A 25,777-nucleotide genomic window follows, 5' to 3' on the forward strand; every position below is an offset into this window, starting at 1 on the left:
CCACCCCATGAGACATATCGCTCGACTCGTGCGCAGCGCCACCTTGATCGGCTACGTCGAGTTGGTGAGGTCTCTCGGCCGGGACCCCAATGCGTTCATGCGAACCGTGGGGCTGCAGGCCAGGTTCCTCGAAGATCCCGAGACGCTGATCCCGAGGGACGCCGCGCGCGAGTTGCTGGAGATCACCGCGCGTGCCACCAGGACGGAAGACCTGGCGCTGCGTCTTGCGGCCCAGCGCAAGCTCTCCGCCCTCGGGCCGATCAGCTTCGTGCTACGGGAGGAGCCCACGCCGAGGCACGCCCTCGACACGCTGTGCCGCTACCTCAAGCTGGTGAACGCGTCGCTGATCGTCCGGGTCGAAGACACCGGCAGCCTGGTCATCATCCGGGAAGACTTGCTGCCGAGCCCCGGGCTGCAGATGCGGCAGTCGGTGGAACTCTCCGTGGGCACCATGTTCCGCATGCTGGGCGATCTGATCGGTGCGCATTGGCGGCCGCTCGAAGTCCGCTTCACCCATCGCCCGCCCGCGGACGTCTCCGCGCACCGGGCATTCTTCGGGCGGAGCGTCAAGTTCAATCAGGAATTCAACGGCCTGGTCTGCCTGGCGACCGACTTGTCCAAGCCGCGTGAGCCCGGAGACCCGGTGGCGGCGGGCTTCGCGCGCAAGTACCTGGAAGCGGCGCTCAGGGATCGCAGCGAAAGCGTGCAGGAAACCTGTCGCCAGCTCATCCTGGCGTTGCTGCCCGGGGGCACCTGCTCGGCGCAGGAGATTGCACGGCACCTGCGCGTCGATCGCCGCACGCTGCACCGTCGACTCGATGCCGAGGGCCTCACCTTCAGCGTCTTGCTGGACCAGGTGCGTTCGGATCTGGTGAAGCGCCACTTGCGCGAGAGCGACCTGCCGCTCAGCGAGGTGGCCGAGCTGCTGGGCTTCGCCAGTCCGAGCAGCTTCAGCCACTGGTTCCACCATCTGTTCGGCTGCAGTCCATCGCAATGGAGCAAGCAGGCGGCCGAAGCGGCGACCCAGGAAGCCTAGGCCGGCCCGACGGAGTCACCGGCCGAGATCGGCGTCCGGCTTGCGCAGAAAGCCCTGGTTGCCTCCATTGCGATTGGGCGCGAAGCCATTGCGCTGAAGGGTCTCTTCGGCCGTGTCGTAGAAGACCCCGATCTGCATGATCTCGCGCGCCTGTTGCGCGGTCGCGATGGGACGGCCGAACTCGCCCGAGATGCGCACCAGCTGCTTGATCTGGTCGACCGTGCTGGCCTTGCCGGTGCGGGTCTGGTTCCAGAGCACATCCTCGATGCCGCAGCGCACATGCAGGCCCAGGGCGATGCCGATCATGTTGATGGGCAGCACGTTGAGCACCGAGCTTTCCACCGTGACCACCGCGCCGTCGGGCACCGCACGCAGCATGTTGGCCAGGTTGTAGATGTTGGCCTGGTCCATGCCGCCGCTGATGGCGACCCAGTTCATCACCAGCGGACCCTTGTAGACGCCGCGGCGGATCATCCGCTCGATGGTCTCGAAGCTGTTGATGTTGTAGACCTGGAATTCGCTCTGGATCCCGGCGGCCGTCAGGCGCCGGATGTGCTCCTCGGCCCAGCTGGGGTTCGAGGGCACGACCATGTCCTTGTAGGTTGCATAGAGGTGCGGGAATCCCCGTGAAACGCCCTTGAAGTCGTCCAGGCCGGCATGCTCCGTCACGTTCATCTGCGACGTGTTCACGGTCACCGTGACCTGGTCGGGCCTCGGCTGGAGTTCGGCCAGCATGTGCCGCGTGTCATCGCTGAGCCATTTGGCGCCCTGGCCCTCTTCAGGCGCGAAGCTGATGGAGCCGCCGACCTGGATGATCATCTCCGGCACGCGAGCGCGCACGCCAGCGATCAGCTCGTTGAACTTGGACAGGCGCTTGCTGCCCTTGCCATCTTCTTCGCGCACATGCAGGTGCAGCACGGTGGCGCCGGCTTCGTAGCAATCGACTGCCTTCTGGATCTGGTCTTCCATGGTGACCGGAATGTCTTCCGGGAAGTCGGCGGGAATCCAGCCCGGCGCATAGGGCGCGGCCGTGATGATCAGGGGCTGCTGGTTCTCGGGGTACAGGTGGCCGTCAAGGAAGTTCATGGTGTTCTTTCCGCGTTGAAATGGGGGTGTCGAGAATGTCGAAGGGGAGGGAGTGGTGTCGAAAGCGTCAGTACGGAACGTCGCCCACGATGGCGGCGCGCTCCATCTTTCGCGGTGCGGGCCAGTAGTCGTTCACCGCATAGTGCTGGGTGCTGCGGTTGTCCCAGACGGCCACGTCGCCGGGCTGCCAGGACCAGCGCACCTGGTATTCGGGAATGCTGGCGCGGCTGAGCAGGTAGTTCAGCAGCAGCGATGCGCCGGGTGTCTTGTCGATGCCGTGGCGGATGTTCTCCGGCGTGTTGTGGTTGACGAAGTGGGTGGTGAAACTGCCCACATACAAGACCTTCTCGCCGGTTTCCGGATGCGTGCGCACCACCGGGTGCTCTGCCGGCGGGTTGTCCCGGTCCAGCTGGATGCGGTCTTCCTGGGACATGACGGCGCCGAACGAAGGCTCGATGCTGGACTTGGCGCGAAGCTTCAGGATCTTCTGCTTGGTCTCCTCCGGCAGTTCTTCGTACGCCTGGACCATGTTGACCCAGATCGTGTCGCCGCCGATCTCCGGGCATTCGATGCAGCGCAGCACGGCACCCATCGAAGGGTTCTTGCGCCACAGGCCGTCGGAGTGATAGACGTTCTCGTAGCTGTGCCTCGACTCGCTGCGATAGATGAGCGCCAGTCCCGGGTACTCGGGATCGCTGTTGAGCACGGGGTGGCGCTCCAATTCGCCGAAGCAGCGTGCAAAGGCTTCGTGGTCGGCGCGCGTGATCTCCTGGCCGCGGAAGAAGAGCACCTTGTGCTTCAGCAGCGCGGCCTTGATCAGGGCGAAGGTCTCGGGGTTGCGCGACGCCTCGCCGAGGTGGACGTCCGTGACCCGGGCCCCGATGGCGGGCGTGATTTGACTGATCTTCATGGCTCGTTCTTCCTGGGGTTGCGTGATGCCGGTCAGTTCGGCTGGATGTCGAATTTCTTGACGATGGCGGCATTGCGCTGGAACAGCGACCGGGTCTCGGCGAGCATCGCGGGCGTGTCGATGCTCACGTCGGGCTCCAGCCCCAGGTCGATCAGCTTCTGCTGCACCGCGGGCGCGTCCGCTGCCTTCTTGATGGCCGCCTGGAGCTTCGCCAGGACCTCGGGCGACAGCTTGCTGGCGCCATAGAAGCTGACCTGTCCCGGAAACTGGATGTCCGGATAGCCGAGTTCGGCCATGGTCGGCACCTCGGGGAAATACCGCGACCGGCTCTTCCCGGCCACGGCATAGGCGCGCAGCTTGCCGCCCTTGATCAAGGGCAGCGAAGTCAGGAGGCTGTCGAACATGATGTCGACCTGGCCGCCCAGCAAGTCCTGAAGCGCGGGCGGCGACCCCGGGTAGCCGACGTGCTGCATGCCCAATCCGGCCTGGTCGCTGAAGATCAGGCCCGCGTAGTGCGACGACGTGCCGGTACCGAAACTGGCGAAGCTGGTCTGGCCCTTGCGCGTCTTCAGCTGTGCGACAAGACCCTGGAAGTCCTTGGCCGGATTGGTGGCAGCGGTCACCAGTACGCGGCTGGTCTGGGCCACCCTGGCGATCGTCACGATGTCCTTCAACGGGTCGTACGGGACCTTCATCACGAGCGGCGCTTCCACCAGCAGGTTGATCGCCCCCATCGCGATCGTGTTGCCGTCGGGGTCGGCTTTCAGCAGGGCGCTGAGTCCGATCGACCCCGTTGCGCCGGCGCGGTTCTCGACGATGACGGGCCGGCCGAGGTCGATCGACATCTGTTGCCCGACCACGCGGGCGGCGACGTCCATCGTTCCGCCCGGCGGTGCCGGCACGATCACCTTCAAGGGCTTGTCGCCGAATGCCCAGGCGCCGAGCGCCAGCGAACATCCGATCGACACCGTGGCCGCGCGTGCCAGTTGCTTCAGTTTCATCTTTGTCTCCGGTTCATTTCATGACGGATGTGCGCATCAGTTCAGCTGGATGTCGAACTTCTTCACGATCGCGGTGTTGCGCTGGTACAGCGCCTTGTCTTCGGCGAGCATGGCCGGCGTGTCCACGCTGACGTCGGGCTCCAGTCCCACGTCGAACAGCTTCTTCTGCACCGCGGGTGCATCCGCGGCCTTCTTGACGATCGCCTGCAGCTTCGCCAGCACGTCGGCCGGCAGCTTGCTGGAGCCGTAGAAGCGGATCTGTCCCTGGAACTGGATCTCCGGATAGCCGAGCTCGGTCATGGTCGGCACGTCGGGGAAATAGCCGGACCGGCTCTTGCCGGACACGGCGTAGAGGCGGAGCTTGCCGCCCTTGATCAGCGGCAGGGAGGTCGCCATGCCGTCGAACATGATGTCGACCTGGCCGCCGATCAGGTCCTGAAGCGCGGGCGGCGATCCGGCATAGCCCACGTTCTGCATGCCCAGGTCGGCCCGATCGCTGAAGATCAGTCCCGAGTAGTGCGAGGTCGTGCCGTTGCCATAGTTGGCGAAGCTGGACTTGCCCTTGCGCGACTTCAGGTGTGCGACGAGACCCTGGAAGTCCTTGGCCGGGTAGCCTGCACCCGTCACCAGCACATAGCTGGTCTTGGCCACCCTCGCGATGCTGACGATGTCCTTCAGCGGGTCGTACGGGACCTTCATCACCAGCGGCGATTCCACCAGCAGGTTGTTCGGCCCGACGATGATCGTGTCGCCGTCGGGCGCGGCCTGCAGCATGGCATGAAGGCCGATCGATCCGCTCGCACCGGGGCGGTTCTCGACGATCACCGGCCGGCCGATGTCCACGGACATCTGTTGCCCGACCACGCGGGCGGCGATGTCCGTCGTTCCGCCCGCCGGTGCCGGAACGATCACCTTCAAGGGCTTGTCGCCGAAGGCCCAGGCGCCGAACGCCAGCGAGCATCCGACCAGCGCCAGGGCAGGGCGCGCAAACAGCTTCAGTCTCATCTTTGTCTCCAGTTCTTCCTCGTGCCGGTCATGGGCTGCCGACGCCTTCAGTATCCGACGCAGCGGCGCTCGAGACTTGCTTTTATGGGACATCAACTTGTCGAGATGGGTCATTCGCGGCGGCGGGCTTCCGCTCGCGGAACGGGCCCGCAAGAATCGCCGCTCCACATGCATTCACGAGGAGACGCACCATGACCAAGGCCATCCGCTTCTACGAAACCGGGGGCGCCGATGTCCTGAAATTCGAGGACGTCGAAGTCGGCGAACCCGGCGCCGGCGAGGCCCGCGTTCGCCACAGCTTCGTCGCCGTCAACTTCGCCGACATCTACTTCCGGACCGGCTTCTATCCGCAGGCGCTGCCCAGTGGCCTGGGCACCGATGCGGTGGGCGTGGTCGAGGCCGTGGGGCCCGGTGTGACCGACATCCGCGTGGGCGACCGGGTCGGCTATCTGGTGGGACCGCCGGGGGCCTACTCGCAGGCCCGCGTGATGCCTGCCAATGTGCTGATCCCCTTGCCCGATGGCATCCCGGACCGCACCGCGGCCTCGCTCATCATGAAGGGCATGACGGCGCAGTACCTGTTCCGCCAGGTGTTCCCGCTGAAGGGCGGCGAGACCATCCTCTATCACGCGGCCGCCGGCGGCGTCGGCCTGATCGCCTGCCAGTGGGCGCGCGCCATGGGCGTGACGATGATCGGCACCGTCAGCACCGACGAGAAGGCCGCCATCGCCAAGGCCAACGGCTGCGCCCACACCATCGTGACCTCGCGCGAGAACATCGCCCAGCGGGTGCGCGAGATCACCGACGGCAAGGGCGTGCCGGTGGTGTACGACTCGGTCGGCAAGGACACGCTGGAAGCCTCGCTCGACTGCCTGCAGCTTCGCGGCACGATGGTGAGCAACGGCACGTCGTCGGGCCCGGTGATCTTCAACACGGGGCTGCTGGCGACCAAGGGTTCGATCTGGTTCACGCGCCCGGCGATGAGGCACTACATCGAGCCCCGCTCGCACATGCTCGACATGGCGCGCGAGCTGTTCGACCATGTGCTTGCCGGCCGGATCGTCAGCGAACCGCGGCAGAGTTTCGCCTTGGCCGATGCGGCCGAAGCGCATCGCGCGCTCGAAGGACGCAAGACCATCGGCTCCACCGTGCTGGTGGCCTGAGCGACGCGCCATGGCAGCACCCCAAAGCAAGGTGATCGTGACCTGTGCGGTCACCGGCGCGATCCACACGCCGACCATGTCGCCGTACCTGCCGATCACCGCCGACGAGATCGCCCGGGAGGCGATCGCGGCCGCGGAAGCCGGCGCGTCGATCGTCCATCTGCATGCGCGCCATCCCGAGACCGGCCAGCCGTCGCAGGACCCGGCGCTGTTCCGCGCCTTTCTGCCGGTCATCGCCGAGCGCTCGGATGTGGTCGTCAATCTCACCACCGGCGGCGCGCCGAACATGCTGGTTGAGGAGCGGCTGCAGCCGGCCTTGCAGCTCAAGCCGGAGGTGGCGTCGCTGAACATGGGCTCGATGAATTTCGGCCTCTATCCGATGCTGGACCGCTACAAGGAATTCAAGCACGACTGGGAGCGCCCCTATCTCGAAGGCTCGGAAGACCGCGTGTTCCGCAACACCTTCAAGGAGATCCGCTACATCCTCGAATCCTGCGCCGACAACGGCACGCGCTTCGAGATCGAGTGCTATGACACCAGCCATCTCTACACCGCGGCGCACTTCATCGACCGCGGCATCCTGAAGCCGCCCTTTTTCATCCAGACGGTCTTCGGGCTGCTGGGCGGGATCGGCTCGCACCCCGACGACCTGATGCACATGCGAAGGACGGCGGAGCGCCTGTTCGGCAAGGACTACTACTGGTCGGTGCTCGGCGCCGGCCGCAGCCAGTTCCCGCTCGCCGCCATGGCCGCCTCGATGGGCGGCAACGTCCGGGTCGGACTCGAGGACTCGCTCTGGGACGGGCCGGGCCGGCTGGCGACGAGCAATGCCCAGCAGGTGCAGCGCATCGTCTCGACCCTGCGATCGCTGAACCTGGAGATCGCGACACCCGCCGACACACGCGAGATGCTGCAACTCAAAGGCCGGCATGCGGTTGCCTTCTGATCCGCTGCCTGCGCCCGAACACCGAACAAGGAACTTGTGATGACTGAACCTGTCGTCTTGATCACCGGCGCCACGGCCGGGATTGGCCGCGCGACCGCGCTCGCATTCGCTCGCGAAGGCGCCCGGCTGGTGTGCTCCGGCCGCAATGCCACGGCCGGCGCCGCGCTGGTGGCCGAACTCCGTGAGCTGGGCGTGGAGGCCGAGTTCGTGGCCGCCGACGTCAGCAATGAGGCGCAAGTCAGCGCGCTGGTCGAGCGCACCGTCGCGCGCTTCGGACGGCTCGACGTTGCCGTGAACAGTGCGGGGACGGAAGGAACGCCCGGCTCGATCGTGGACCAGACGGTCGAATCCTATTCGGCGACCTTCGATGCGAATGTCCTGGGGACCTTTCTCAGCATGAAGCACCAGTTGCGCGTGATGCTGCGGCAGCGGCAGGGCGCCATCGTCAATCTTTCCTCCACGATGGGAAGCCGCGGCAACCCGCAGAACCCGATCTACGTGGCCAGCAAGCACGCGATCGAGGGCCTGACCAAGTCTGCCGCACTGGAGGCGGGACGGTCGAACGTGCGGGTGAACGCGGTGGCCCCCGGCCCGATCGACACCGGGATGCTCGAACGCATCGCCGGCGGGGCCGAGAAGATCGCGGCTGTCGCCGCAGCGATCCCGGCCGGTCGCATCGGCACGCCGGAAGAGGTCGCCGATGCGGTGGTGTTCCTGGCGTCCGACCGCGCCAGGTACATCTCGGGCCAGATCCTCGCCGTCAACGGGGGCAAGACCGCCATGTAGGTCCCGTTCGAGGACTTGGCCCGAGGGCGCACGACTTTTTTCGCGCCCGCATTTTTTCCAAAACCAAAGAGACTCCAATGAAAAGAACCCTGGTCGCCTTGACCGTCCTCGCCGCCGGCGGCGCTTCCGCCCAGTCCTCCGTCACGTTGTTCGGCGTCGTCGACGCCACGGTCAGCGGCTATTCGAACAAGGCCGAGACGCCGTTCGGCGTCGGCGTGACCACCAGCAGCACGGGACAGAACAGCGGCGGCTATGCCAGCAGCCGCCTGGGCTTCCGCGGCACCGAGGATCTGGGCGGTGGTGCGGCGGCCAGCTTCTGGCTCGAAGCCGGGTTGCTCAGCGACACCGGCAACGGCGTCACGCCCAGCGGTGGCCTGGCCTTCAACCGCCGCTCGACCGTCAGCCTGTCGGGCGTCCTGGGCGAGGTCCGCCTCGGCCGGGACTACACGCCCACCTTCTGGAACGACGCCGTGGCCGATCCGTTCACCTCGAACGGCGTGGGCATCAACCTGATCGCGACCGCGAGCGGCTTCAACTCGCCGGGCCAGGTGGCCAACGGCTTCCAGGGCAATCCGAACTACCTGCGTGCCTCCAACTCGGTGGGCTACTTCCTGCCGCCGAACCTGGGCGGCTTCTACGGCCAACTCATGTACGCCTTCAACGAGGCGACCAAGTACGACCCGGGCACGCTGACGCCGAACGTGCCCAACAGCCAGCGCGCCGGCCGCTATGTGGGCGGGCGCTTCGGCTACGCCAACGGTCCGCTGGACGTCGCCCTGGCGGCGGGCCGGAGCACCATCGGGGACCAGTTCTTCCAGGGCACCACGACCAATCTGGACATCTGGAACCTCGGCGCAACCTACGACTTCGGCGTCGTCAAGCTGTTCGGCGAGTACTCGCACAACAAGTTGAAGACCGACTTCTCGGGCATCCCGCCGCTGCCCAACGCCTTCGGCTTCACCAGCCCGGGCGCCAACGGCGCCCTGGTCGGCGCCACCGTGCCGGTCGGACCCGGCCTGATCCGCGCCGTCTACACCCAGGTCAAGTACAACAACGTCACCCCCCTGAGCCAGCTCATCCCCGGCCTGTCGCCAGATCCGAAGTCGGAGAAGTTCGCCCTCGGCTACGTGTACAACCTGTCGAGGCGCACGGCCCTGTACGCGACCGTGGCACGAATCGACAACTCGAACGGCGCCGACCTCACGGTGGGCGGACCGGCCTTCTACGCGAAGCCGATCAATGGTTCCGTGCCGACCGCGCAGTCGTCGACCGGCTACGACCTCGGCATCCGCCACATCTTCTGACCGCCGATGACCGCACTGACCCTGACCGGCTGGCCGGCGCTCGGACGCCAGCTTTTCCCCGGCGTGCTTGCCAGCGCCGTCGTGGCCGCCGCCGCCATGTTCCTGTCGCAGCACTATGGCGCGCCGGTGATGCTCTTCGCACTGCTGCTCGGCATGGCGATGAACTTCCTTTCCGCCGACAGCTCCTGCACCCCGGGCATCGAGTGGACCGCCCGCCAGGTGCTGCGCATCGGCGTGGCCTTGTTGGGCTTGCGCATCACCACCGGCCAGATCGCGGCCATGGGCTGGCATCCGGTGGTGATGGTGGTGGCCTCGGTGGCGCTCACCATCGGCCTGGGCATCGGGGTCGCCAGGCTGATGGGCTACCGGAGCTTCTTCGGCCTGCTCACGGGCGGGTCGGTCGCGATCTGCGGCGCCTCGGCGGCCATGGCGCTTTCCGCGGCGATGCCGCACCACCCGATGCGCGAGCGCGCCACGCTGTTCACCGTGATCGGCGTCAGCGCGCTGTCGACGCTGGCGATGGTCGTCTATCCGATGATCGTGCGCGCGGCGGGCCTCGATCCGGTGCAGGCGGGCATCTTCCTCGGCGCCACGATCCACGACGTGGCCCAGGTGGTGGGTGCCGGCTACGGCATGTCGACCGCCACCGGCGATGCCGCCACCTTCGTGAAGCTGCTGCGTGTCGCGATGCTGCTGCCCGTGATCGCGTTCGCGGGCTTCATGACGCGTGCGCACCAGGGCGGCGCGGTCGATGGCCCGCGCCCGCCGCTGCTGCCTTGGTTCGCGCTGGCCTTCGCGCTGCTGGTCGCCATCAACAGCACGGGCTGGGTGCCCAAGGCCGTGGCCCAGGCGGGCATGGACCTGTCGCAATGGTGCCTCGTCACGTCGATCGCCGCGATCGGCATGAAGACCCAGTTGAAGGAACTCGCCACGGTGGGATGGAAGCCGATCGCCCTGATGGTCGGCGAAACGGTGTTCCTGGCGCTGCTCGTGATGGCCTGGCTGCACTGGGGCGGCGCCGCGCCGGGGTGAGCGCCGCCTGCGTGTCTACTCCGGCACCTTCCCCATCGTCTTCGCGGCCCGCAGAAAGTCGAAGTCCACCCCCTGGTCGGCCTGCGTGACGGTCTCCAGGAACAGCTTGCGGTAGCCGCGCCCGGCGGTCGGCGCCACCACCGGCGAGGCCTCGGCGCGGCGCGCCAGCTCTTCGTCGGACACCAGCAGGGCGATCTCGCGGGACTGCACGCTCAGGCGAATCCGGTCGCCGTTGCGCACATGGGCCAGCGGGCCGCCGATGGCCGACTCGGGCGTGACGTGCAGCACGATGGTGCCGAAGGCGGTGCCGCTCATGCGGCCATCGGAGATGCGCACGATGTCCTTCACGCCGGCCCGTGCGAGCTTGCGCGGGATCGGGAGGTAGCCCGCCTCGGGCATGCCGGGCGCGCCCCTGGGGCCGATGTTCTTCAGCACCAGCACGTCGTCGGCCGCGACGTCCAGGTCGTCGCTGTCGATGCGTTCGGCCAGGTCCTCGAGGTTCTCGAACACGACCGCCCGGCCTTCGTGCTCCATCAGCCGGGCGTCCGCCGCCGACTGCTTGATGATCGCGCCGCCCGGGGCCAGGTTGCCGCGCAGCACCGCGATGCCGCCCTGCGGGTAGATCGGGCGCGCGATGGGCCGCACCACGTCCTGCGCGAAGCCGGGCCCCGAGGCCTCGATCTCCTCGCCGAGCGTGCGGCCGGTCACGGTCAGCGCATCGAGCCGCAGCAGCGGCCTGAGTTCGCGCAGCAGGGTGGCCATGCCGCCGGCACGATGGAAGTCCTCCATGTAGTGCTGCCCCGAGGGCTTCAGGTCCAGCAGCACCGGCGTCTCGCGGCCCATGCGGTCGAGGGCGTCCAGGTCGACGTCCAGGCCCATGCGGCCCGCGATCGCGGTCAGGTGGACGATGCCGTTGGTCGAGCCGCCGATTGCGAGCAGCACGCGCATCGCGTTCTCGAAGGCGGCCGGGGTCAGAACCTTGTCGATCGACAGGCCGTCGCGCGCCATCTGCACGGCCCGGGTGCCGGTCTGTTCGGCCACCCGCATGCGGTCGGCGGTGACCGCCGGCGGCGAGGCGCCGCCCGGCACCGTCATCCCCAGGGCTTCGGCGATGCAGGCCATGGTGCTGGCCGTGCCCATCACGGAACAGGTGCCGACGCTCGCGACCAGCTGGTCGTTGACCTCGCCCACCTCGTCGTCGTCGATCTCGCCGGCGCGGAACCGGCCCCAGTAGCGGCGGCAGTCGGTGCAAGCCCCGACGCGCTCGCCGCGGTGGCTGCCGGTCAGCATCGAGCCCGTGATGAGCTGGATCGACGGGATGCCGGCCGAGGCCGCGCCCATCAGCTGCGCCGGCACGGTCTTGTCGCAGCCGCCGATCAGCACCACGGCGTCCATCGGTTGGGCGCGCACCATTTCCTCGGTGTCCATCGACATGAGGTTGCGCAGGTACATGCTGGTGGGGGCGGCGAAACTCTCGTGGATCGAGATCGTCGGGAATTCCATCGGCAGGCCGCCGGCCAGCATGACGCCGCGCTTGACCGCCTCGAGCAACTGGGGCGCGTTGCCGTGGCAGGGGTTGTAGGCGCTGCCCGTGCTGGCAATGCCCACCACCGGACGGTCGAGCGCGCCGTCGGTGTAGCCCGCGCCCTTGATGAAGGCCTTGCGCAGGAACAGGGAGAAGCCCTGGTCGCCGTAGCTGGTCAGGCCCTTCCTGAGGCCGGTCGGGTTCGGGTCCATGGCGCTCGCCTGGGACCCTACTGCGGGACGGCGAGGAACTTGTCGACCAGGCCGACCGTCGTCTCGGTGCTTTCCTCCATCAGCCAGTGCCCTGCGTTCGGGACCACCTCCTGCTGCACGTTGGTGGCCGCGTTGCGCATGACCGTCGCCATGTTGGGGCCGAAGGACTTCTCTCCGCCGATGGCCAGCACCGGCATCGGCAGCTTGTTGCGCGAGAACGCGAGGTTGTCGGCGACATCCTTGGCCGCGATGGTGTTGAACTGCGCGAAGGATGCCCGCATCGCGCCGGGCTGTGCATAGAGCTTCGTGTAGTGCCGGCGGGTCGCTTCGTCGATCTTGGAAGGATCGCCGGCGAACTCGTTCCAGAAGCGGTCGAGGTAGATGCGCTCGCGCCCCGCCACCAGCCGCTCCGCATTGGGGCCGCCGAAATTGAAGTGCCACAGCGCGGGCCAGAGGATGATCTGGTCCCAGGGCGCGATGCCGGGCACCGGCGCGTCCATCACGACCAGCTTGTCGACCTTGTCCGGATAGCTCGCCGCGTACGCGTAGGCGACCATGGTGCCGATGTCGTGGCCGACCACCGCCGCATGGTCCTGGCCGAAAGCCGTGACCACTGCCCGGATGTCGGCGGCCTGCGACTTCTTGTCGTAGCCGCCGCTCGCCTTGGCCGAGCGCCCCATGCCGCGCAGGTCGGGCACGATGACCAGGTGCGTCTTGGCCAGTTGCCCGGCCAGGGGCCCCCACATGTCGCCGGTGTCGCCGAATCCGTGGATGAGGACGACCGCAGGGCCGGCGCCTCCGGAGCGAACGAAGAGCTTCGTTCCGTCCTGCGCGTCGACCGTGCGGGTCTTGAAGCCGCTGGGCAGCACGGGCTGCGCGGCGGCGGCCTGGCCCAGCGAGAGCCCGGCGACGAGCAGGGCGGCCAGGAAAAACGCATGGCGGATGGTCATGTTTGTGAAGCTCCAGGGGATGAGGGTGAACACGCCTAGCCGGCGGCGCCGCCCAGTTGCAGCTTGAGGAACTCGATCGTGCGGGCCCAGGCGAGCTTGGCCGCGGCCGCGTCGTAGCGAGGCGTCGTGTCGTTGTTGAAGCCGTGCTGCGTGTCCGGATACTGGAAGTCACTGACGCTGACGCCCGCGGCCTTGAGCGCCGCTTCGTAGGCCGGCCATGCGGCGTTGATGCGCTCGTCGACGGCGGCCCGGTGCACGAGCAGCGGCGCCTTGACCTTGGCGGCGTCGGCCGGCGCCGGCACGTTGCCATAGAACGGCACGCCGGCGTTCAGGTCGGGCATGCGCGTGCTCAGCACGTGGACGATGCCGCCGCCGTAGCAGAAGCCGACCGCACCGAACTTCCCGGTGGCATCCGGTCGCGCCTTCAGCCAATTGGCGGCGGCCACGAAATCCTCCCGCGAATGGGCCTGGTCCAGCTTGGCGAAGGCGTCGCGGGCCTTGTCTTCGTCGCCGGGGTAGCCGCCCAGCGGGGACAGCGCGTCGGGCGCGAAGGCCATGAAGCCGTCCAGCGCCAGGCGCCGCGCGATGTCCTCGATGTGCGGGTTGAGGCCGCGGTTCTCGTGGATCACCAGAACGGCGGGAAGGCGGGTGGCGCCGGCGGCGGCGGGTCGCGCCAGGTAACCCCTGACGGTGCCGCTGCCGGCGGGAGAGGGATAGTCGACGCGCTCGGTCCTGAGCTTCGGGTCGCCCGGCGGCACCTGCTGGCCGGCCGCGAAATCGGGGCTCAGCGCGGCGAGCAGCCCGGCGGCGGTGACGCCCGCCTTGGCGAACTTCTGCGCCTGCCCGAGGAAGCCTCTGCGGTCCAGTTTGCCGTGGACATAGGCGTCGAAAAGAATGAGCAGTTCCTGGTCGAAGTCCTGGGCTGTGAGGCGTGGCTGCATCGGTGCTCCTTGGAAAAAGATCCCGGAGCATAAGCCGCAATTCCGAACGGCGTGCGACGGCCTTCGCGCGGGGTCTGGACGCGGTCCGCGGGTGCGCGTAATGTGCGGCGCGACAGACACTTGCGCCGGCGCCTCGGCGGCGAGTCGAAGGAGGACGCACATGGACCACAGCAGCCACGGCATCATCGAAGGGCCTGCGCTCACGGGCGAATTGGCCCGGACCACCGTGCCGGCGTTCGTTCGCCGACGCTTGCGCGAAAGGCCCGAGGCGGTCGCGCTGGTGGACGCCGCCAGCGGCCGCGAACTGAGCTCCAGCGCGCTGGACCACGCGATCGGCCGCTTCGCGGCGGGCCTGGCGGCCCAGGGCTTCAAGCCCGGCGATGTGTTGCTGCTGTTCGCGCCGAACTCGCCGGAGTGGCCGATCGCCGCGCTCGGCGCCATGGCTGCCGGCGGCGTCGTGAGCGGCGCCAACCCGATGTACGGGGCGGCCGACCTGGCGCACCAGATGCGCGACGCCAACGCGCGCTTCGTATTCACCCTGCCGACCCTGCTGCCCACGGTCCGCGAAGCCGCGGCCTTGGCCGGCGGGGCCACCGTGGTGGTGCTGGGCGAAGCCGAGGGCGCGCTGGCCTTCGCGTCGCTGATGGCCTGCACCGATCCCGAACCGGCGCCGGACATCGACCCCGACGCGCTGGCCGCGCTGCCCTATTCGTCGGGCACCACCGGCATGGCCAAGGGCGTGATGCTGACGCACGCCACCATCGTCGCCAACGTGAGCCAGTACCTGCAGGCCTATGCGCACCCGCCGGACAAGGTGTTGCTGGCTTTCTTGCCGATGTTTCACATCTTCGGCTTCACCATCATCACGCTGTGCGGACTGGTCGCCGGCTGCCGGTTGGTGACCGTGCCGCGCTTCGAGCCTGAAGCCTTCCTCAAGGCGATCGCCACCTACCGCGTGTCGCGCCTCGCCGTGGTGCCGCCGGTGATGCACTTCCTCGGACTGCACCCGATGGTGGACGACTTCGACCTGTCGTCGCTCGAAGTGATCGGCAGCGGCGCGGCACCGCTCGGCGCCGCGCTGGAACACAAGGTCGCCGAACGCCTGAAGTGCAAGGTGCTGCAGGGTTACGGCATGACCGAGTCCTCGGGTTGCGTGACCGTGAGCCACCCGGACCGGATCCACGCCGGCACCAGCGGCCAGATCCTGCCCGGGACGCAGGCGCGGGTGGTCGACCCGGCGACCGGCGCCGACGTGGCGCGCGGCCAGTCCGGCGAGCTGTGGTTCCGCGGCCCGCAGGCCTTCAAGGGCTACCTGAACCAGCCGGAAGCCACCGCGGCGACCTTCACCGACGACGGCTGGGTCCGCACCGGCGACCTCGTCACCATCGATGCCGACGGCTACCTCACCGTCACCGACCGGCTCAAGGAGCTCATCAAGGTGAAGGGCTTCCAGGTCGCCCCGGCAGAGCTGGAGGCCCTGCTGTATACGCATCCGCAGGTGGCCGACGCCGCGGTGATCGGCCGGCCCGACGACCGTGCCGGCGAGATGCCGGTGGCCTACGTCGTGGCGCGCGGCGCCCTGGCCGCCGCGGACCTCAAGGCCTGGGTCGCCGAGCGGGTGGTGGCCTACAAGCAGCTCGGCGACGTGGTGCTGTGCGAGGCCATACCGAAGACGCCGGCCGGCAAGATCCTGCGCCGCGTGCTGCGCCAGCAGGACGCCGTGCGCATGCGCGACTGACCGTGCCCGTCAGGCAAAGCGACGCCTCCACGCGCGGTGGCCGATGGTCTAGCATGCGTGACCGTTGTGAGCTCTCACTGTCACCCCACGGAGGATCTTCGATGCCAACTCCCGACAGCCGTCGCTGGACGGCCCCCGCCATGGCCCTGCTGGTGCTGGTCATCGCCGCCCTGCTGGCCTGGATCGCCTACCACCAGGGGCTGTTCAGCCGCCAGGACCAGCTCTTCGTCGAGGTCCCCGACGCGGCCGGAATGAGCGAGGGCATGCCGGTGACGACCCGCGGCCTGGTGATCGGCAGCGTGCGCAGCATCCTGCTGGCCTCGTCGGCGCCGTCCGGCGACCAGGGCGTCAGGGTCGAGCTCGGCATCGGCCGCGACTACATGGCGGAGTTTCCGAAGGGCACCCGGGCCAGGCTGGTCCAGGACAACGCGCTTGGCAAGCCGGCGATCGAGCTGGTGGCCCCGCGCGGCGGCCGTGCGCAGCCGGTGGCCTCCGGCGAGGTGCTGGCGTTCGAGCGCCCCCGCGTGGCTGGCCAGCTGTCGCAGGACATGCAGGCCGCGCTGATGCCGGCGATCGCCGATGCGCGCAAGCTGACCGAGAGCCTGACCGATCCGGAGGGCCCGTTCCAGCAGACCCTGAAGGCCGGCCAGGAGGCGGCGTCGAAGATCCCGGCCATCGCCGAGAAGGCCGGCGAGGTGCTGCAGCAGGCGCAGCAGGCCGTGAAGACCGTCGAGAGCGGCGCGGCGACGACGCTCCAGAAGGCCAACCAGACCCTCGGGGTGGTGGCCGACGCCGCGCCGGCCGTGATCGAGAAGGTTCAGCAGGCGGCGGCCACTTCGCAACAGGCCAGCGCCGAGGTGCATGCGATGGCGGCGCAGGCCGCCGAAAGACTGCCCGGCGTGCTCGACCAGGTCCAGGCGGCGGCGACGCAGACCAACCAGATGGTCAGCGACGCGCGCCAGACCTGGCCGATCAGCTGGCTGACCGGTACCGCCACCACGCCGCAGTCGCTGCCGATCGACAGCATCGGCGGCCTGCCGCTGCCGGGGGACGCGCAATGAGTCGCGCACCGGCGCGGGCCGCCGTCGTCGTGTGCGTCGTGGCGGCCGGCCTGTTGGCGGCCTGCTCGACGCCGCCCGCGCGTTCGACGGCGCAGATCCGGGCCCAGGGCTTCAACACCCAGGGCATGGACCGCTACAAGGCCGGCGACCTGCCGCATGCGCTGACCTACTTCGAGCAGGCGCTCCAGCTCGCGCAGTCGATCGAGGACGACGATGCGATCGCCGTCGCCCGGCTCAACCTGTCGATGGTCTACCTCGGCATGGGGCGCCAGGACGAGGCGTTGAAGCAGCTGGACGGGGTGCTGGACGAGCCCCGGCTCGCGTTCAGCAACGACCGCCGCGCCGAGGCCGCCTTGCGCCGGGCGATGGCGGTCCAGGCCGGGGACCGCGCCGGCGCCGCGCAAGCGCTCGATCGCGCCGACGCGCTCTGCGGCAGCCGATGCGCCGTCAGGGGCAAGATCCTCAACCTGAAGGCCTATCTGGCGCTGACCTCGGGGCGCGCCGAGGAAGGCTTGCGCTTCGCCCAGCAGGCCCACGGCGCCTTGGCCAAGGACGACGCGCTCGAGCGCGCCAACGCCCTGCGCTTGCAGGGCAGCGCCTGCATTGCGCTGAAGACGCCCGCCGCGGCCGTGGCGCCGCTCGAGGAGGCCCTGAAGCTGGACAAGGCGGCCGGGGCGAGCGAGAAGATCTACCAGGACCTGCTGCTGCTGGGCCAGGCGTCGGCCGACAGGCCGGAGCTCGCCAGGGACTACTGGAGCCGGGCCCACGACGTGGCGCTGGCGGCCGACAACAAGGCGGGTGCCGAGCGCACCGCGAAGCTGCTGGCCTCGGCGCCGCGCTAGGTCGCCGGGCTGTCGCTCCCTGACCCGCGGATTTCCCAGAAAATACCTAAAATGGCCAAATCGGCTAAAACGGGTATTTCGGAGATCCAACGGAGCTTCCCATGTCCATCACGCGCGATTCGCGTCCAGAGGCCATCGATCGTTTCACGCGCGGCTTGCCTGCCGTCTCCGCCACCCAGCTGGTCTCGGGGATGCAGAAGGTCACCAGCGCCGTCATGACGCACGGCGCGGTGGTCGTCACCCGCCACGACGAGCCGGCCATGGTGCTGATGTCGATCGACCGCTACCTCGCGCTCGAACAGGCGGCCAAGCCCGATCTGGATGCGCTCACGCGGCAGTTCGACGACATGTTCGCCCGCATGCAGGGCGACGCGGCCGCCCAGGCGATGGCAGACGCCTTCGCGATGTCCCCGGCCGAACTGGGCAAGGCGGCCGTCCGCGCCGCAGGCGGCAGCAAGTCCGCCAAGAGGTGATGCCCCGCTGATGGTCGCGCGCATCTTCGTTCTCGCGGGCGTCAACGGCGCCGGCAAGAGCAGTATCGGCGGCGCGGCGCTCCAGGCGCGCAAGGTCCCCTGCTTCAACCCCGACCTCGCGGCGCGCACGCTGCTGGATGCCAACCCCTCGCTCACGCAGGAAACGGCCAACGCGCAGGCCTGGGAAATAGGCCGCGCCGGTCTCGAACGCGCGCTGGCCGAGGGCCTCAATTTCGCTTTCGAGACCACGCTGGGCGCGCGGACGCTGCCGGACATGCTGCTCGCCGGCGCACGCAAGGGCGCGCAGGTCCACCTCTGGTACGCCGGGCTGGCATCGCCCGAGAAGCACATCGAGCGCGTGAAGGAACGCGTGATCGCCGGCGGCCACGACATCCCCGAGGACAAGATCCGCGCGCGCTACGAGAGCAGCCGCGCGAACCTCGTCCGCCTGCTGCCGCACCTTGCCAGCCTGCGCGTGTACGACAACAGCATCGACGGCGACCCCAAGGCCGGCATCAAGCCGCAACCCGTGCTGGTGCTGCACATGGAGGGCGGCCAGGTCGTCTCGCACATCGCGCTCGACCAGGTGCCGCAATGGGCCAAGCCGGTGGTGGCGGCCGCGCTGACCCTCAGGGCATCACCTGCCCGCCGTTGACCTCGACGATCTGGCCGGTGATGTAGCCGCTGGCCTGCGCGTCCGCGAGGAACATGAACGCGCCGACGCATTCCTCGGCGGTGCCCAGGCGTCCCATGGGGATCGCGCTGGCGAAGTTCTTCAGCACCTCGGGGCTCGAATGGCCGTCATGGAACGGCGTCTCGATCACGCCCGGCGCCACCGCGTTGACGCGGATGCCGTCCTTCACGAGTTCCTTGGCCATGGTGCGCGTGATCGTGGAAACGAATCCCTTGCAGGCCGCATAGAGCCCCGCGCCCGGCCCGCCGCCGGTGCGCGCCGCCTGGGTGGTCACGTTGATGATGGCGCCACCGCCGCCGGCCGACATCAGCGGGATCACCCGCCGGCTCACCGCCACGACCGAGCGTGCATTGAGCCTGAACACCGCGTCGATGTAGTCGTCGTCCGCATCGACGATCGGCGAGCGCTTGACGAAGCCGCCGGCGTTGTTGACCAGGATGTCGATGCGGCCGAAGGCCTCGTGCACCGCCTGCACCATGCGGTCGACCGCGTTCGTGTCCATCACGTCGGCCTGCACCAGCAGCGCCTCGCCGCCGGCCGACCGGATGTCGCGCGCCACGGCTTCGGCCTCCGCCCGGCTGCCGCGGTAGTGCACCGCCACACGGGCGCCGGCCTTGCCCATGGCGCGTGCCACGGCCGCGCCGATGCCGGTGCTGGCGCCGGTGATGAGGACGGCCTTGTTCTTCAGATCGTTCATGGTGAAGCTCTTTCAGGGGTTGAAGGAAACGCCACCACGGCGGGCATCTTCAGAGCGTCGCGGCGATGGCTTCCAGTTGCGTGAGTCGCCGGGCCATGCGGCCGACGAAGTTCTGCGTGACGTGCGGCAGCACGCGCTGCGTGGGCACCACGATGCCCACCTTCATTCCGTTGAGCGCTTCCAACTCGAAGGGTCGCCAGAGCAGTTCCCCGCGCTTGAGTTCCTCGATGAAGGCGATCTTGGAGAAGCAGGAAATGCCCTTGCCGCCCATGATCAGGCGCTTGAGCAAGGGCGTGGAATTGCAGGTGGCGGCCGGCTCCATGTCGTCCCAGAAGCTGGCGAACTCGGGGGACGACGCGGCGCTGATCACCGGATGCGAGCTGGAGCGCAGGAAGGGATACTTCGCGCACTCCTTGAGCGACACGGTATCGAAGCTGGCCAGCGGATGCCCCGGCGGCATCACGATGCCGATCGGCAGGTGCGCCACGTTCATGGCCCGCACGCCGCCGGGCAGCCGTCCCAGGAAGGTCAACCCGACGTCGGCCTGCCCGGCCATGACCATCTGGGCCACTTCCATGGGCTGGGTGGAGGTGATGGTGTAGGTCACCGCGGGAAAGATCTGGAGGAACTCCTCCACCGCAGAGGGCAGCAGTTCCTCGAAGAAGGAATCCATCGCCGCCACCTTGACGTGGCCGGTGCGCTCGCCCTTGAGCGCATCCAGCTCGGTGCGCATCACCTGGAACTGGTGCAGCGTCTCTTGCGCATGCTTGAGCAGCCGCTCGCCGGCCGGGTTCAGCCGCAGGCCGTTGGGCATGCGGTCGAACAGCTCGACGCCCAGCTCGTCCTCCAGCTTGTGGATCTGCCGGTTCACCGCGCTGGCCGCCACGTAGAGCCGCTCGGACGCCTTGCGCACCGAGCCGCACTGCGCCACCTCGATGAAGTACTTCAGGACGCTGGCATGCATCAGCCGGCCCTCCTGCCCCGCTGCGCACTACGCCATCGCTCCGACGGATGGCAGCGCCGTGGCGATGCCGGGGTGGTCGCAGGCGCTCGCCCGGCCGTCCGCGCCGCCGGGCGAACCCAGGCCGCTGACCGCGTCGTCGAAGTACTCGCGGTTGATGGCCGTGAAATGCGCGAGCTCGGGCGGCAGCCGAGACTCCTCGTAGATGGCCTGCACGGGACAGGCCGATACGCAAACGCCGCAGTCGATGCATTCATCCGGATGAATGTACAGAGTCCGGGCGCCTTCGTAGATGCAATCGACCGGGCAGCAAGGCACGCAGGCGCCGTCCTTGCAGTCGATGCAGGCGGTGGTGATGACATGGGCCATGTGTCGTCCCTTCGCGCTCCGGCCTCAGCGCCCCTGCCAGCGCGGCTTGCGCTTCTGCTGGAAGGCCAGCACGCCTTCGCTGGAGTCTTCCGACTGCAGCGCGGCAACCAGCGCGGGCAGGCGCATGCCGTGGGCTTGAGCGGGCGAGAGCTGGCCAGTCTGGCGCACCACCTGCTTGATGGCGCGCAGCGACAGCGGCGCGCAGGCCAGCAGTTGCTGCACCCAGCGCTCGACCGCGGTGTCGAGCTCGACGCGCGGCACGACTTCGTTGACGAGGCCCATCTCCAGCGCCTGGCGCGCCTTGACTCTCTGGCCGGTCAGCATCATCCCCATGGCCTGGCGATACGGGATCTGGCGCTGCAGCAGGAGCATGCCGCCATCCAGAGGCAGCCGACCGACCAGCGGCTCGGGCAGGCCGAAGCTGGCCTCCTCGCAGGCCACCACGAGGTCGCAGCCGAGCACCATCTCGAAGCCGCCGCCGAGCGCGAAGCCGTTGACCCGCGCGATCACCGGCACATCGAGCGTCTCGCGCAGCGCAATGCCGCCGAAGCCGCCGGGGCGGCTGGCCGCCCAGTACTCGACGCCCTTGAGGTTGCTGGTGTTCTTCATGTCGGCGCCGGCGCTGAAGGAACGCTCGCCCGCGCCGGTCAGCACCACCACGCGCACGTCGTCGCGCCGCTCGATGTCGTCCCAGATGCGGATGAGTTCGGCCTCGGTCGGCAGGTCGACCGCGTTGAGCACGTCGGGCCGGTCGATGGTGACGCGGGCGACGTGCTCCTTGACTTCGTAGTTCACGCTCATTGGGCCACCTCGCTCAGCGCGCGCGCTTCGTCCAGCACTTCGTCCGTGTGCTCGCCCAGCCGGGGCGGCGCACGGCGCAGGCCGGTGGACGCGCCCGACATGCGGATCGGACTCGCGATGAACCGCAGTGGCCGGCCGTCGGGCGTTCCGCCGTCGAGGATCATCTCGTTGTGAAGCGTCTGCGGATCGACCAGCGCCTCGCGCATGTCACGCACCGGCGCGGAGAGCAGGTCCTGTGCCTCGAGCCGCGCCAGCCAGTGCTCGCGGGTGTTGGTCGCGAAGCGTTCGCGGAAGATCGCGTGCAGCTCGGCCTTGTGCTTGAACTGGCCCTGCAGGTCGCAGAAGCGCGGGTCGAGCGACAGGTCGTCGATCTCCAGCGCGGCGCAGATGTCGCGCAGCGGATTGGCCTTGAAGGCGCCGACGAGCACCAGCGCGCCGTTCTGCGCCTGGAAGACACCCGACAGCGGCATCGCCGCCCAGTTCACCTCGGAGTCCTCCATCATGATCATCGCGGCCTCCTGCATCTGCATGGCCAGCATCGAGTTGTAGAGGGACACCGAGACCTTCTGCCCCTCGCCGGTGCGCTCGCGCTGCAGCAGCGCGAAGAGAATGCCCTGCACCATGTGCATGCCAGCGGTGTAGTCGGCCAGCGCGGTCGGATAGATCGACACCGGCACCGAGGCATCGGCGCGGCGCGCCATCACGCCGGTCAGCGCCTGCGCGAGCACGTCCTGGCCGCCCTTGTGCGCATAGGGCCCGCTTTCGCCGAAGCCGGTGCCCACCGCGTAGATGATGCGCGGGTTCAGGCGCTTGCAGTCCTCGTAGCCCAGGCCCAGGCGTTCCATCACGCCGGCGCGGAAGTTGTTGGTGACCACGTCGGCGTCGGCGATCAGCGCCTTCACCAGTTCCACCTGCGCCGGGTCGCGCAGGTCGATCTCGCAGCTGCGCTTGTTGCGGTTGAGGCTGCAGAAGATCGGGTTGTCATGCCCCGCCACCGGCGCGAAGGTGGAGCGGCTCAGGTCGCCCGCGCCCTTGCGCTCGATCTTGATCACGTCCGCACCATGGTCCGCCAGCATCTGCGTGCAGACCGGGCCCATCATCACCTGGGTGAAGTCGATCACCCGGATGCCGGCCAGCGGCAGCGTCTTCGTCGTGTGTGTCATGCGGCCTCCGCGAAGGAACGGGCGATCTCGGGCACATCGGCATTCGGGCCCTTCTGGTCACCCGGGTCGGCACCCTGCGCGCGCAGCGTGCGCTGGAGCTTGGCGACGTCGACCTTGCGCACCGTCACGCCGGCATCGAGTGCCAATGCGGCAGCGGTGCCGGCGGCTTCGCCCATCGCCATGCAGGGCGGGATCTCGCGCGAGATCTTCTGCGCCGCCGAAGTCGACGAGTAGTGGCGGCCCGCCACCAGCAGGTTCTCGACGCTGCGCGGCACCAGCGAGCGATACGGGTAGTAGTAGTCGCGGCCGCGCGCCACGCTGTCTTCGAAGCGCAGGCGCTGCGTCACGTCGTCCTTGCTCATGACGTACTCGCCTTCGAGCAGGCGGGTCTGGCGCACGCCGGTCTGCGGCGCGAGGTCGATCAGGTAGCAGTCGGCAAAGCCCGGCAGCTTCGCGCGGATGAACTCGATCACCTTGTGGATGGTCGCGCGGCCCTGCACTTCGGCGCGCGTCAGGTCGGCCACCTTGAGGCCGTCCAGCCCCGCCATGTGCGGGCAGTTGCACCACACCACGCCCGGCAGCGGCGTCTTGAGCCACCAGCTGTCCCAGGCGCCGCCCAGCAGGTGCTTGACCTCGCGGTCGATCGCCTGGAAGGCCGCCGGCTCCTCGTGCTCGAAGCGCTCGGCTTCCTCGGTGTCGACGCCGCCGAGGCGGAACACCGTGGTCACGATGTAGGCGCCGCTGACATGCGGTGCGCCGGCCGAGGCAGCCACATCCAGGTCACCCGTGGCATCGATCACCACCTTGCCCAGGATCGCTTCGCGACCGCTCTTGCTTTCGCAGATGACGCCCTTGACCTGGCCGTCCTCCACCAGCGTGCGCGAGAACCACGAATGCAGGCGCAGGTTGACATTGGCCTGCAGCACCATCTCGAGCGAAGCGCGCTTGAAGGCGTCCGGGTCGAAGGCGGCCGCGAAGCAGATCGGGTGCGGCTTCTCCTTGCTGTGGAAGTCGAAGGTGCCCCAGCGCTTCCAGCGGCGGACCGACTCGGGCAGGCTGCCCCAGTCCTTCTGCTTCGGGTACTCGGCCAGGCCGCGCTCGGCCATGCGCTCGATCATCTCCAGGCAGATGCCGCGCACCGAGATTTCCTGCAGATGGCTGTCCCACATGTCGTCGAGCACCAGCACCATGCCGCCGGAAGCGAGGCCGCCGAGGTGGTTGTAGCGCTCCAGCAGGGTCACGCTGGCGCCGTTGCGCGCAGCTGCCAAGGCGGCCGCCTGGCCGGCAGGGCCGCCGCCGACCACCACCACGTCCGATTCGGCTGCGACACGAACATCGTGCGCGCTCTCATGCATCCAATCGCCAATACGGCTCATCACTATCTCCTTGATTGATGGGGGAATGGAGCGGCGCGCAGCGCGCCGTGCTCCTGGGGTTCAGTGGCTGCCTTCGGGCTGCCAGCGGATGACGAGACGCTCGGCCACGGTCACGAGCAGGAAGAAGAGACCCGACAAGGTCGCGCTCATCACGATCGCGGCGTAGAGCAGCGGCGAGTCGAAGTTGAAGGTGGCCTGCAGGATCATGGCGCCGATGCCCACGGTGGCACCGACCCACTCGCCCACCACCGCGCCGATCACGCTCATCGAGGCCGCGATGCGCAGCGCCGAGAACAGGTAGGGCAGCGAATTGAGCAGGCGCAGCCGGAAGAAGATCTCCGTCTTGCTGGCCGACAGCACGCGCATCAGCTCCATGGCCTGCGGGTTCACCGACTCCAGCCCGCGCACCATGTTGACCAGCGTGGGGAAGAAGCACACCAGCGCAGCGATGGTGATCTTGGGCTCCATGCCGTTGCCCATGATCAGCACCAGCACCGGGGCCTTCGCGACCAGCGGGATGGCGTTGAACATCAGCACCACCGGGAAGAAGATGTCCTGCAGCGTCTTGTTGTGCACGAACACCGTCGCGATCGCGATCGCGGCGAGGTTGCCCAGCAGGAAGCCGCCTGCCGCTTCCAGCGCGGTGGGGATCAGGTTGTCGAGCAGCACCGCGCGCTTGGCGTAGAGCGTCTCGAGCACCGCCCAGGGCGACGGCGCGATGAAGGGCTTGACGTCGAAGACGACGATCACTGCCCACCACAGGGCGACGAGCCCGCCGATGCCCAATGCGGGCAGGATGCGGCGTCGCCAGAGCTTGCGGCGCCGCGCGGCGGCCCAGGCGGCGTGTTCGGGATCGGCGGCCACGGAAGCGCGCACCGTCACGGGGGTTTCGAGGGAACTGGTGGTCATGTCGGCGGCCTTCAGCAGGTTTCCAGCACGCGGCGCAGATGGCCGGTGAGCTGCACGAATTCAGGGGTCTCGCGGATGTCCAGGGTGCGGTCTTCCGGCAGGTCGACCGGCACGATCTCCCGCACCCGCCCGGGATTGGCGGCCAGCATCAGCACGCGCTGGCCGAGGAAGGCCGCCTCGTGGATGCTGTGGGTGACGAACAGGATGGTCACGCCGGTCTCCTTCCAGACGCAGCGGATCTCCTCGTTGAGGCGGTCGCGCGTGATCTCGTCGAGCGCACCGAAAGGCTCGTCCATGAGCAGGATCTTCGGATCGCTCGCCAGCGCCCGCGCGATGGACACGCGCTGGCGCTGGCCACCGGACATCTCGTGCGGCCAGGCGTTGGCGCGGTCCTTCAGGCCGACGAGGTCGAGCAGTTCCTGCGGCGACCGGCGGCCCTTGCGGCCGGCGCCGCCGCCCACCTGCAGCGGCAACTGCACGTTCTGCAGCGCGGTGCGCCAGGGCAGCAGCGCCGCGTCCTGGAACACGAAGCCGATGTCGCGGCGCTGGCGTGCCTGCTCGGGCGTGGCGCCGAGCACGCTGATGCTGCCGCGGCTCGGCGCCAGCAGGTCGGCCACCACGCGCAGCAGCGTGGACTTGCCGCAGCCCGAGGGCCCGAGCAGCGTCAGGAACTCGCCCTGCGCCACCTCGAGGTCGAGCGACTTGATCGCGGTGACGTCGCGCCGCTCGGTGAAGAAGCGCATGCCGACATCGCGGCACGAGATCGCGGGTGCGTCGTTGAACACGGCAGCCATGG

General features: G+C 68.5%; 26 protein-coding genes. 11 read left to right on the plus strand and 15 right to left on the minus strand.

Features of this window, described 5'->3' with window-relative positions:
• The first annotated feature begins 7 nt into the window (after positions 1-7).
• Positions 8-1,036, plus strand: a complete 1,029-nt coding sequence (locus QTI68_RS08070; RefSeq protein ID WP_286520833.1) for an AraC family transcriptional regulator — start codon at positions 8-10, stop codon at positions 1,034-1,036.
• A 15-nt stretch (positions 1,037-1,051) separates the two neighbouring features.
• On the opposite strand, the gene QTI68_RS08075 is transcribed toward QTI68_RS08070, so the two are convergent.
• From QTI68_RS08075 to QTI68_RS08090, 4 genes are all read right to left on the minus strand, one after another.
• Positions 1,052-2,122: a beta-keto acid cleavage family enzyme gene (locus tag QTI68_RS08075; protein WP_286520834.1), complete on the minus strand. Its 1,071-nt coding sequence runs from the start codon at positions 2,120-2,122 to the stop codon at positions 1,052-1,054.
• Positions 2,123-2,189: 67 nt separating this feature from the next.
• Positions 2,190-3,032 (minus strand): TauD/TfdA dioxygenase family protein, encoded by an 843-nt coding sequence (locus QTI68_RS08080; RefSeq protein WP_286520836.1) that lies wholly within the window; start codon positions 3,030-3,032, stop codon positions 2,190-2,192.
• Positions 3,033-3,064: 32 nt separating this feature from the next.
• Complete coding sequence (locus QTI68_RS08085) at positions 3,065-4,033, minus strand: Bug family tripartite tricarboxylate transporter substrate binding protein (protein WP_286520837.1); 969 nt, start codon at positions 4,031-4,033, stop codon at positions 3,065-3,067.
• 36 nt (positions 4,034-4,069) lie between these two features.
• Positions 4,070-5,038 (minus strand): Bug family tripartite tricarboxylate transporter substrate binding protein, encoded by a 969-nt coding sequence (locus QTI68_RS08090; protein ID WP_286520838.1) that lies wholly within the window; start codon positions 5,036-5,038, stop codon positions 4,070-4,072.
• Positions 5,039-5,229: 191 nt separating this feature from the next.
• Between QTI68_RS08090 and QTI68_RS08095 the strand changes: the two genes are divergently transcribed.
• The 5 genes from QTI68_RS08095 to QTI68_RS08115 all read left to right on the plus strand — a co-directional run bounded on the left by QTI68_RS08095 (position 5,230) and on the right by QTI68_RS08115 (position 10,269).
• Positions 5,230-6,201 carry a quinone oxidoreductase family protein gene (locus tag QTI68_RS08095; protein WP_286520839.1) on the plus strand — a complete coding sequence of 324 codons (972 nt, stop codon included), beginning with the start codon at positions 5,230-5,232 and terminating at the stop codon, positions 6,199-6,201.
• Positions 6,202-6,211: 10 nt separating this feature from the next.
• Entirely contained in the window at positions 6,212-7,147 is a 936-nt protein-coding gene (kce, locus tag QTI68_RS08100) for a 3,5-dioxohexanoate:acetyl-CoA acetone transferase (protein WP_286520840.1), read from the plus strand.
• A 39-nt stretch (positions 7,148-7,186) separates the two neighbouring features.
• The gene (locus QTI68_RS08105; RefSeq protein WP_286520841.1) at positions 7,187-7,933 is read left to right on the plus strand and encodes an SDR family NAD(P)-dependent oxidoreductase; all 747 of its coding nucleotides are present in this window, start codon (positions 7,187-7,189) and stop codon (positions 7,931-7,933) included.
• 77 nt (positions 7,934-8,010) lie between these two features.
• A complete protein-coding gene (locus QTI68_RS08110) occupies positions 8,011-9,237 on the plus strand; it encodes a porin (protein ID WP_286520843.1) in 1,227 nt (408 codons plus the stop codon).
• Between the two features lie 6 nt (positions 9,238-9,243).
• Complete coding sequence (locus QTI68_RS08115; protein ID WP_286520845.1) at positions 9,244-10,269, plus strand: YeiH family protein; 1,026 nt, start codon at positions 9,244-9,246, stop codon at positions 10,267-10,269.
• A gap of 15 nt (positions 10,270-10,284) precedes the next feature.
• Here QTI68_RS08115 and QTI68_RS08120 read toward each other — a convergent pair whose 3' ends face one another.
• From QTI68_RS08120 to QTI68_RS08130, 3 genes are read right to left on the minus strand one after another with little or no spacing between them, the layout of a single operon-like run.
• Positions 10,285-12,006, minus strand: coding sequence for an IlvD/Edd family dehydratase (locus QTI68_RS08120; RefSeq protein WP_286520847.1), 1,722 nt, complete (start codon positions 12,004-12,006; stop codon positions 10,285-10,287).
• A gap of 17 nt (positions 12,007-12,023) precedes the next feature.
• Entirely contained in the window at positions 12,024-12,950 is a 927-nt protein-coding gene (locus QTI68_RS08125) for an alpha/beta fold hydrolase (RefSeq protein ID WP_503011646.1), read from the minus strand.
• A 41-nt stretch (positions 12,951-12,991) separates the two neighbouring features.
• Entirely contained in the window at positions 12,992-13,897 is a 906-nt protein-coding gene (locus QTI68_RS08130) for a dienelactone hydrolase family protein (RefSeq protein ID WP_286520849.1), read from the minus strand.
• A 160-nt stretch (positions 13,898-14,057) separates the two neighbouring features.
• Between QTI68_RS08130 and QTI68_RS08135 the strand changes: the two genes are divergently transcribed.
• From QTI68_RS08135 to QTI68_RS08155, 5 genes are all read left to right on the plus strand, one after another.
• Positions 14,058-15,635, plus strand: coding sequence for an AMP-binding protein (locus tag QTI68_RS08135; RefSeq protein WP_286520850.1), 1,578 nt, complete (start codon positions 14,058-14,060; stop codon positions 15,633-15,635).
• A 101-nt stretch (positions 15,636-15,736) separates the two neighbouring features.
• Entirely contained in the window at positions 15,737-16,696 is a 960-nt protein-coding gene (locus QTI68_RS08140; RefSeq protein WP_286520852.1) for an MlaD family protein, read from the plus strand.
• Positions 16,693-17,538, plus strand: a complete 846-nt coding sequence (locus QTI68_RS08145; RefSeq protein ID WP_286520853.1) for a tetratricopeptide repeat protein — start codon at positions 16,693-16,695, stop codon at positions 17,536-17,538. The genes QTI68_RS08140 and QTI68_RS08145 overlap by 4 nt, the downstream gene beginning before the upstream one ends.
• Positions 17,539-17,639: 101 nt before the next feature.
• On the plus strand, positions 17,640-18,011 hold the full coding sequence (locus QTI68_RS08150; protein WP_286520855.1) for a type II toxin-antitoxin system Phd/YefM family antitoxin: 372 nt from the start codon (positions 17,640-17,642) through the stop codon (positions 18,009-18,011).
• Between the two features lie 10 nt (positions 18,012-18,021).
• Positions 18,022-18,666 carry an ATPase gene (locus tag QTI68_RS08155; protein ID WP_286520856.1) on the plus strand — a complete coding sequence of 215 codons (645 nt, stop codon included), beginning with the start codon at positions 18,022-18,024 and terminating at the stop codon, positions 18,664-18,666.
• On the opposite strand, the gene QTI68_RS08160 is transcribed toward QTI68_RS08155, so the two are convergent.
• The 8 genes from QTI68_RS08160 to QTI68_RS08195 are packed head-to-tail and all read right to left on the minus strand — an operon-like array spanning position 18,641 to position 25,775.
• A complete protein-coding gene (locus QTI68_RS08160; RefSeq protein ID WP_286520857.1) occupies positions 18,641-19,402 on the minus strand; it encodes an SDR family NAD(P)-dependent oxidoreductase in 762 nt (253 codons plus the stop codon). The genes QTI68_RS08155 and QTI68_RS08160 overlap by 26 nt on opposite strands.
• Positions 19,403-19,451: 49 nt before the next feature.
• Positions 19,452-20,366, minus strand: coding sequence for a LysR family transcriptional regulator (locus QTI68_RS08165; protein ID WP_286520858.1), 915 nt, complete (start codon positions 20,364-20,366; stop codon positions 19,452-19,454).
• A 27-nt stretch (positions 20,367-20,393) separates the two neighbouring features.
• A complete protein-coding gene (locus QTI68_RS08170; RefSeq protein ID WP_286520859.1) occupies positions 20,394-20,732 on the minus strand; it encodes a 4Fe-4S dicluster domain-containing protein in 339 nt (112 codons plus the stop codon).
• A gap of 24 nt (positions 20,733-20,756) precedes the next feature.
• Positions 20,757-21,533, minus strand: coding sequence for an enoyl-CoA hydratase-related protein (locus QTI68_RS08175; RefSeq protein ID WP_286520860.1), 777 nt, complete (start codon positions 21,531-21,533; stop codon positions 20,757-20,759).
• Entirely contained in the window at positions 21,530-22,696 is a 1,167-nt protein-coding gene (locus tag QTI68_RS08180; RefSeq protein ID WP_286520861.1) for a CaiB/BaiF CoA transferase family protein, read from the minus strand. The genes QTI68_RS08175 and QTI68_RS08180 overlap by 4 nt, the downstream gene beginning before the upstream one ends.
• Positions 22,693-24,072: an FAD-dependent oxidoreductase gene (locus tag QTI68_RS08185; RefSeq protein WP_286520862.1), complete on the minus strand. Its 1,380-nt coding sequence runs from the start codon at positions 24,070-24,072 to the stop codon at positions 22,693-22,695. The genes QTI68_RS08180 and QTI68_RS08185 overlap by 4 nt, the downstream gene beginning before the upstream one ends.
• 60 nt (positions 24,073-24,132) lie before the next feature.
• Positions 24,133-24,981: an ABC transporter permease gene (locus QTI68_RS08190; RefSeq protein WP_286520863.1), complete on the minus strand. Its 849-nt coding sequence runs from the start codon at positions 24,979-24,981 to the stop codon at positions 24,133-24,135.
• A gap of 11 nt (positions 24,982-24,992) precedes the next feature.
• Positions 24,993-25,775: an ABC transporter ATP-binding protein gene (locus QTI68_RS08195; RefSeq protein WP_286520865.1), complete on the minus strand. Its 783-nt coding sequence runs from the start codon at positions 25,773-25,775 to the stop codon at positions 24,993-24,995.
• Between the last annotated feature and the right edge of the window lie 2 nt (positions 25,776-25,777).

It is taken from the genome of Variovorax sp. J31P207 (assembly GCF_030316965.1).
GTDB classification, from domain to species: Bacteria; Pseudomonadota; Gammaproteobacteria; order Burkholderiales; family Burkholderiaceae_C; genus Variovorax; species Variovorax ginsengisoli_B.

Bases quoted from the DNA above. Each gene is read 5' to 3' on its own strand.
- QTI68_RS08140 (WP_286520852.1), top strand. From the start codon at position 15,737: ATGCCAACTCCCGACAGCCGTCGCTGGACGGCCCCCGCCATGGCCCTG.
- QTI68_RS08070 (WP_286520833.1), top strand. From the start codon at position 8: ATGAGACATATCGCTCGACTCGTGCGCAGCGCCACCTTGATCGGCTAC.
- QTI68_RS08190 (WP_286520863.1), bottom strand. From the start codon at position 24,981: ATGACCACCAGTTCCCTCGAAACCCCCGTGACGGTGCGCGCTTCCGTG.
- QTI68_RS08170 (WP_286520859.1), bottom strand. From the start codon at position 20,732: ATGGCCCATGTCATCACCACCGCCTGCATCGACTGCAAGGACGGCGCC.
- QTI68_RS08120 (WP_286520847.1), bottom strand. From the start codon at position 12,006: ATGGACCCGAACCCGACCGGCCTCAGGAAGGGCCTGACCAGCTACGGC.
- QTI68_RS08115 (WP_286520845.1), top strand. From the start codon at position 9,244: ATGACCGCACTGACCCTGACCGGCTGGCCGGCGCTCGGACGCCAGCTT.
- QTI68_RS08155 (WP_286520856.1), top strand. From the start codon at position 18,022: ATGGTCGCGCGCATCTTCGTTCTCGCGGGCGTCAACGGCGCCGGCAAG.
- QTI68_RS08075 (WP_286520834.1), bottom strand. From the start codon at position 2,122: ATGAACTTCCTTGACGGCCACCTGTACCCCGAGAACCAGCAGCCCCTG.
- QTI68_RS08160 (WP_286520857.1), bottom strand. From the start codon at position 19,402: ATGAACGATCTGAAGAACAAGGCCGTCCTCATCACCGGCGCCAGCACC.
- QTI68_RS08185 (WP_286520862.1), bottom strand. From the start codon at position 24,072: ATGAGCCGTATTGGCGATTGGATGCATGAGAGCGCGCACGATGTTCGT.
- QTI68_RS08180 (WP_286520861.1), bottom strand. From the start codon at position 22,696: ATGACACACACGACGAAGACGCTGCCGCTGGCCGGCATCCGGGTGATC.
- QTI68_RS08195 (WP_286520865.1), bottom strand. From the start codon at position 25,775: ATGGCTGCCGTGTTCAACGACGCACCCGCGATCTCGTGCCGCGATGTC.
- kce (WP_286520840.1), top strand. From the start codon at position 6,212: ATGGCAGCACCCCAAAGCAAGGTGATCGTGACCTGTGCGGTCACCGGC.
- QTI68_RS08085 (WP_286520837.1), bottom strand. From the start codon at position 4,033: ATGAAACTGAAGCAACTGGCACGCGCGGCCACGGTGTCGATCGGATGT.
- QTI68_RS08090 (WP_286520838.1), bottom strand. From the start codon at position 5,038: ATGAGACTGAAGCTGTTTGCGCGCCCTGCCCTGGCGCTGGTCGGATGC.
- QTI68_RS08130 (WP_286520849.1), bottom strand. From the start codon at position 13,897: ATGCAGCCACGCCTCACAGCCCAGGACTTCGACCAGGAACTGCTCATT.
- QTI68_RS08110 (WP_286520843.1), top strand. From the start codon at position 8,011: ATGAAAAGAACCCTGGTCGCCTTGACCGTCCTCGCCGCCGGCGGCGCT.
- QTI68_RS08080 (WP_286520836.1), bottom strand. From the start codon at position 3,032: ATGAAGATCAGTCAAATCACGCCCGCCATCGGGGCCCGGGTCACGGAC.
- QTI68_RS08095 (WP_286520839.1), top strand. From the start codon at position 5,230: ATGACCAAGGCCATCCGCTTCTACGAAACCGGGGGCGCCGATGTCCTG.
- QTI68_RS08105 (WP_286520841.1), top strand. From the start codon at position 7,187: ATGACTGAACCTGTCGTCTTGATCACCGGCGCCACGGCCGGGATTGGC.
- QTI68_RS08135 (WP_286520850.1), top strand. From the start codon at position 14,058: ATGGACCACAGCAGCCACGGCATCATCGAAGGGCCTGCGCTCACGGGC.
- QTI68_RS08150 (WP_286520855.1), top strand. From the start codon at position 17,640: ATGTCCATCACGCGCGATTCGCGTCCAGAGGCCATCGATCGTTTCACG.
- QTI68_RS08175 (WP_286520860.1), bottom strand. From the start codon at position 21,533: ATGAGCGTGAACTACGAAGTCAAGGAGCACGTCGCCCGCGTCACCATC.
- QTI68_RS08145 (WP_286520853.1), top strand. From the start codon at position 16,693: ATGAGTCGCGCACCGGCGCGGGCCGCCGTCGTCGTGTGCGTCGTGGCG.
- QTI68_RS08165 (WP_286520858.1), bottom strand. From the start codon at position 20,366: ATGCATGCCAGCGTCCTGAAGTACTTCATCGAGGTGGCGCAGTGCGGC.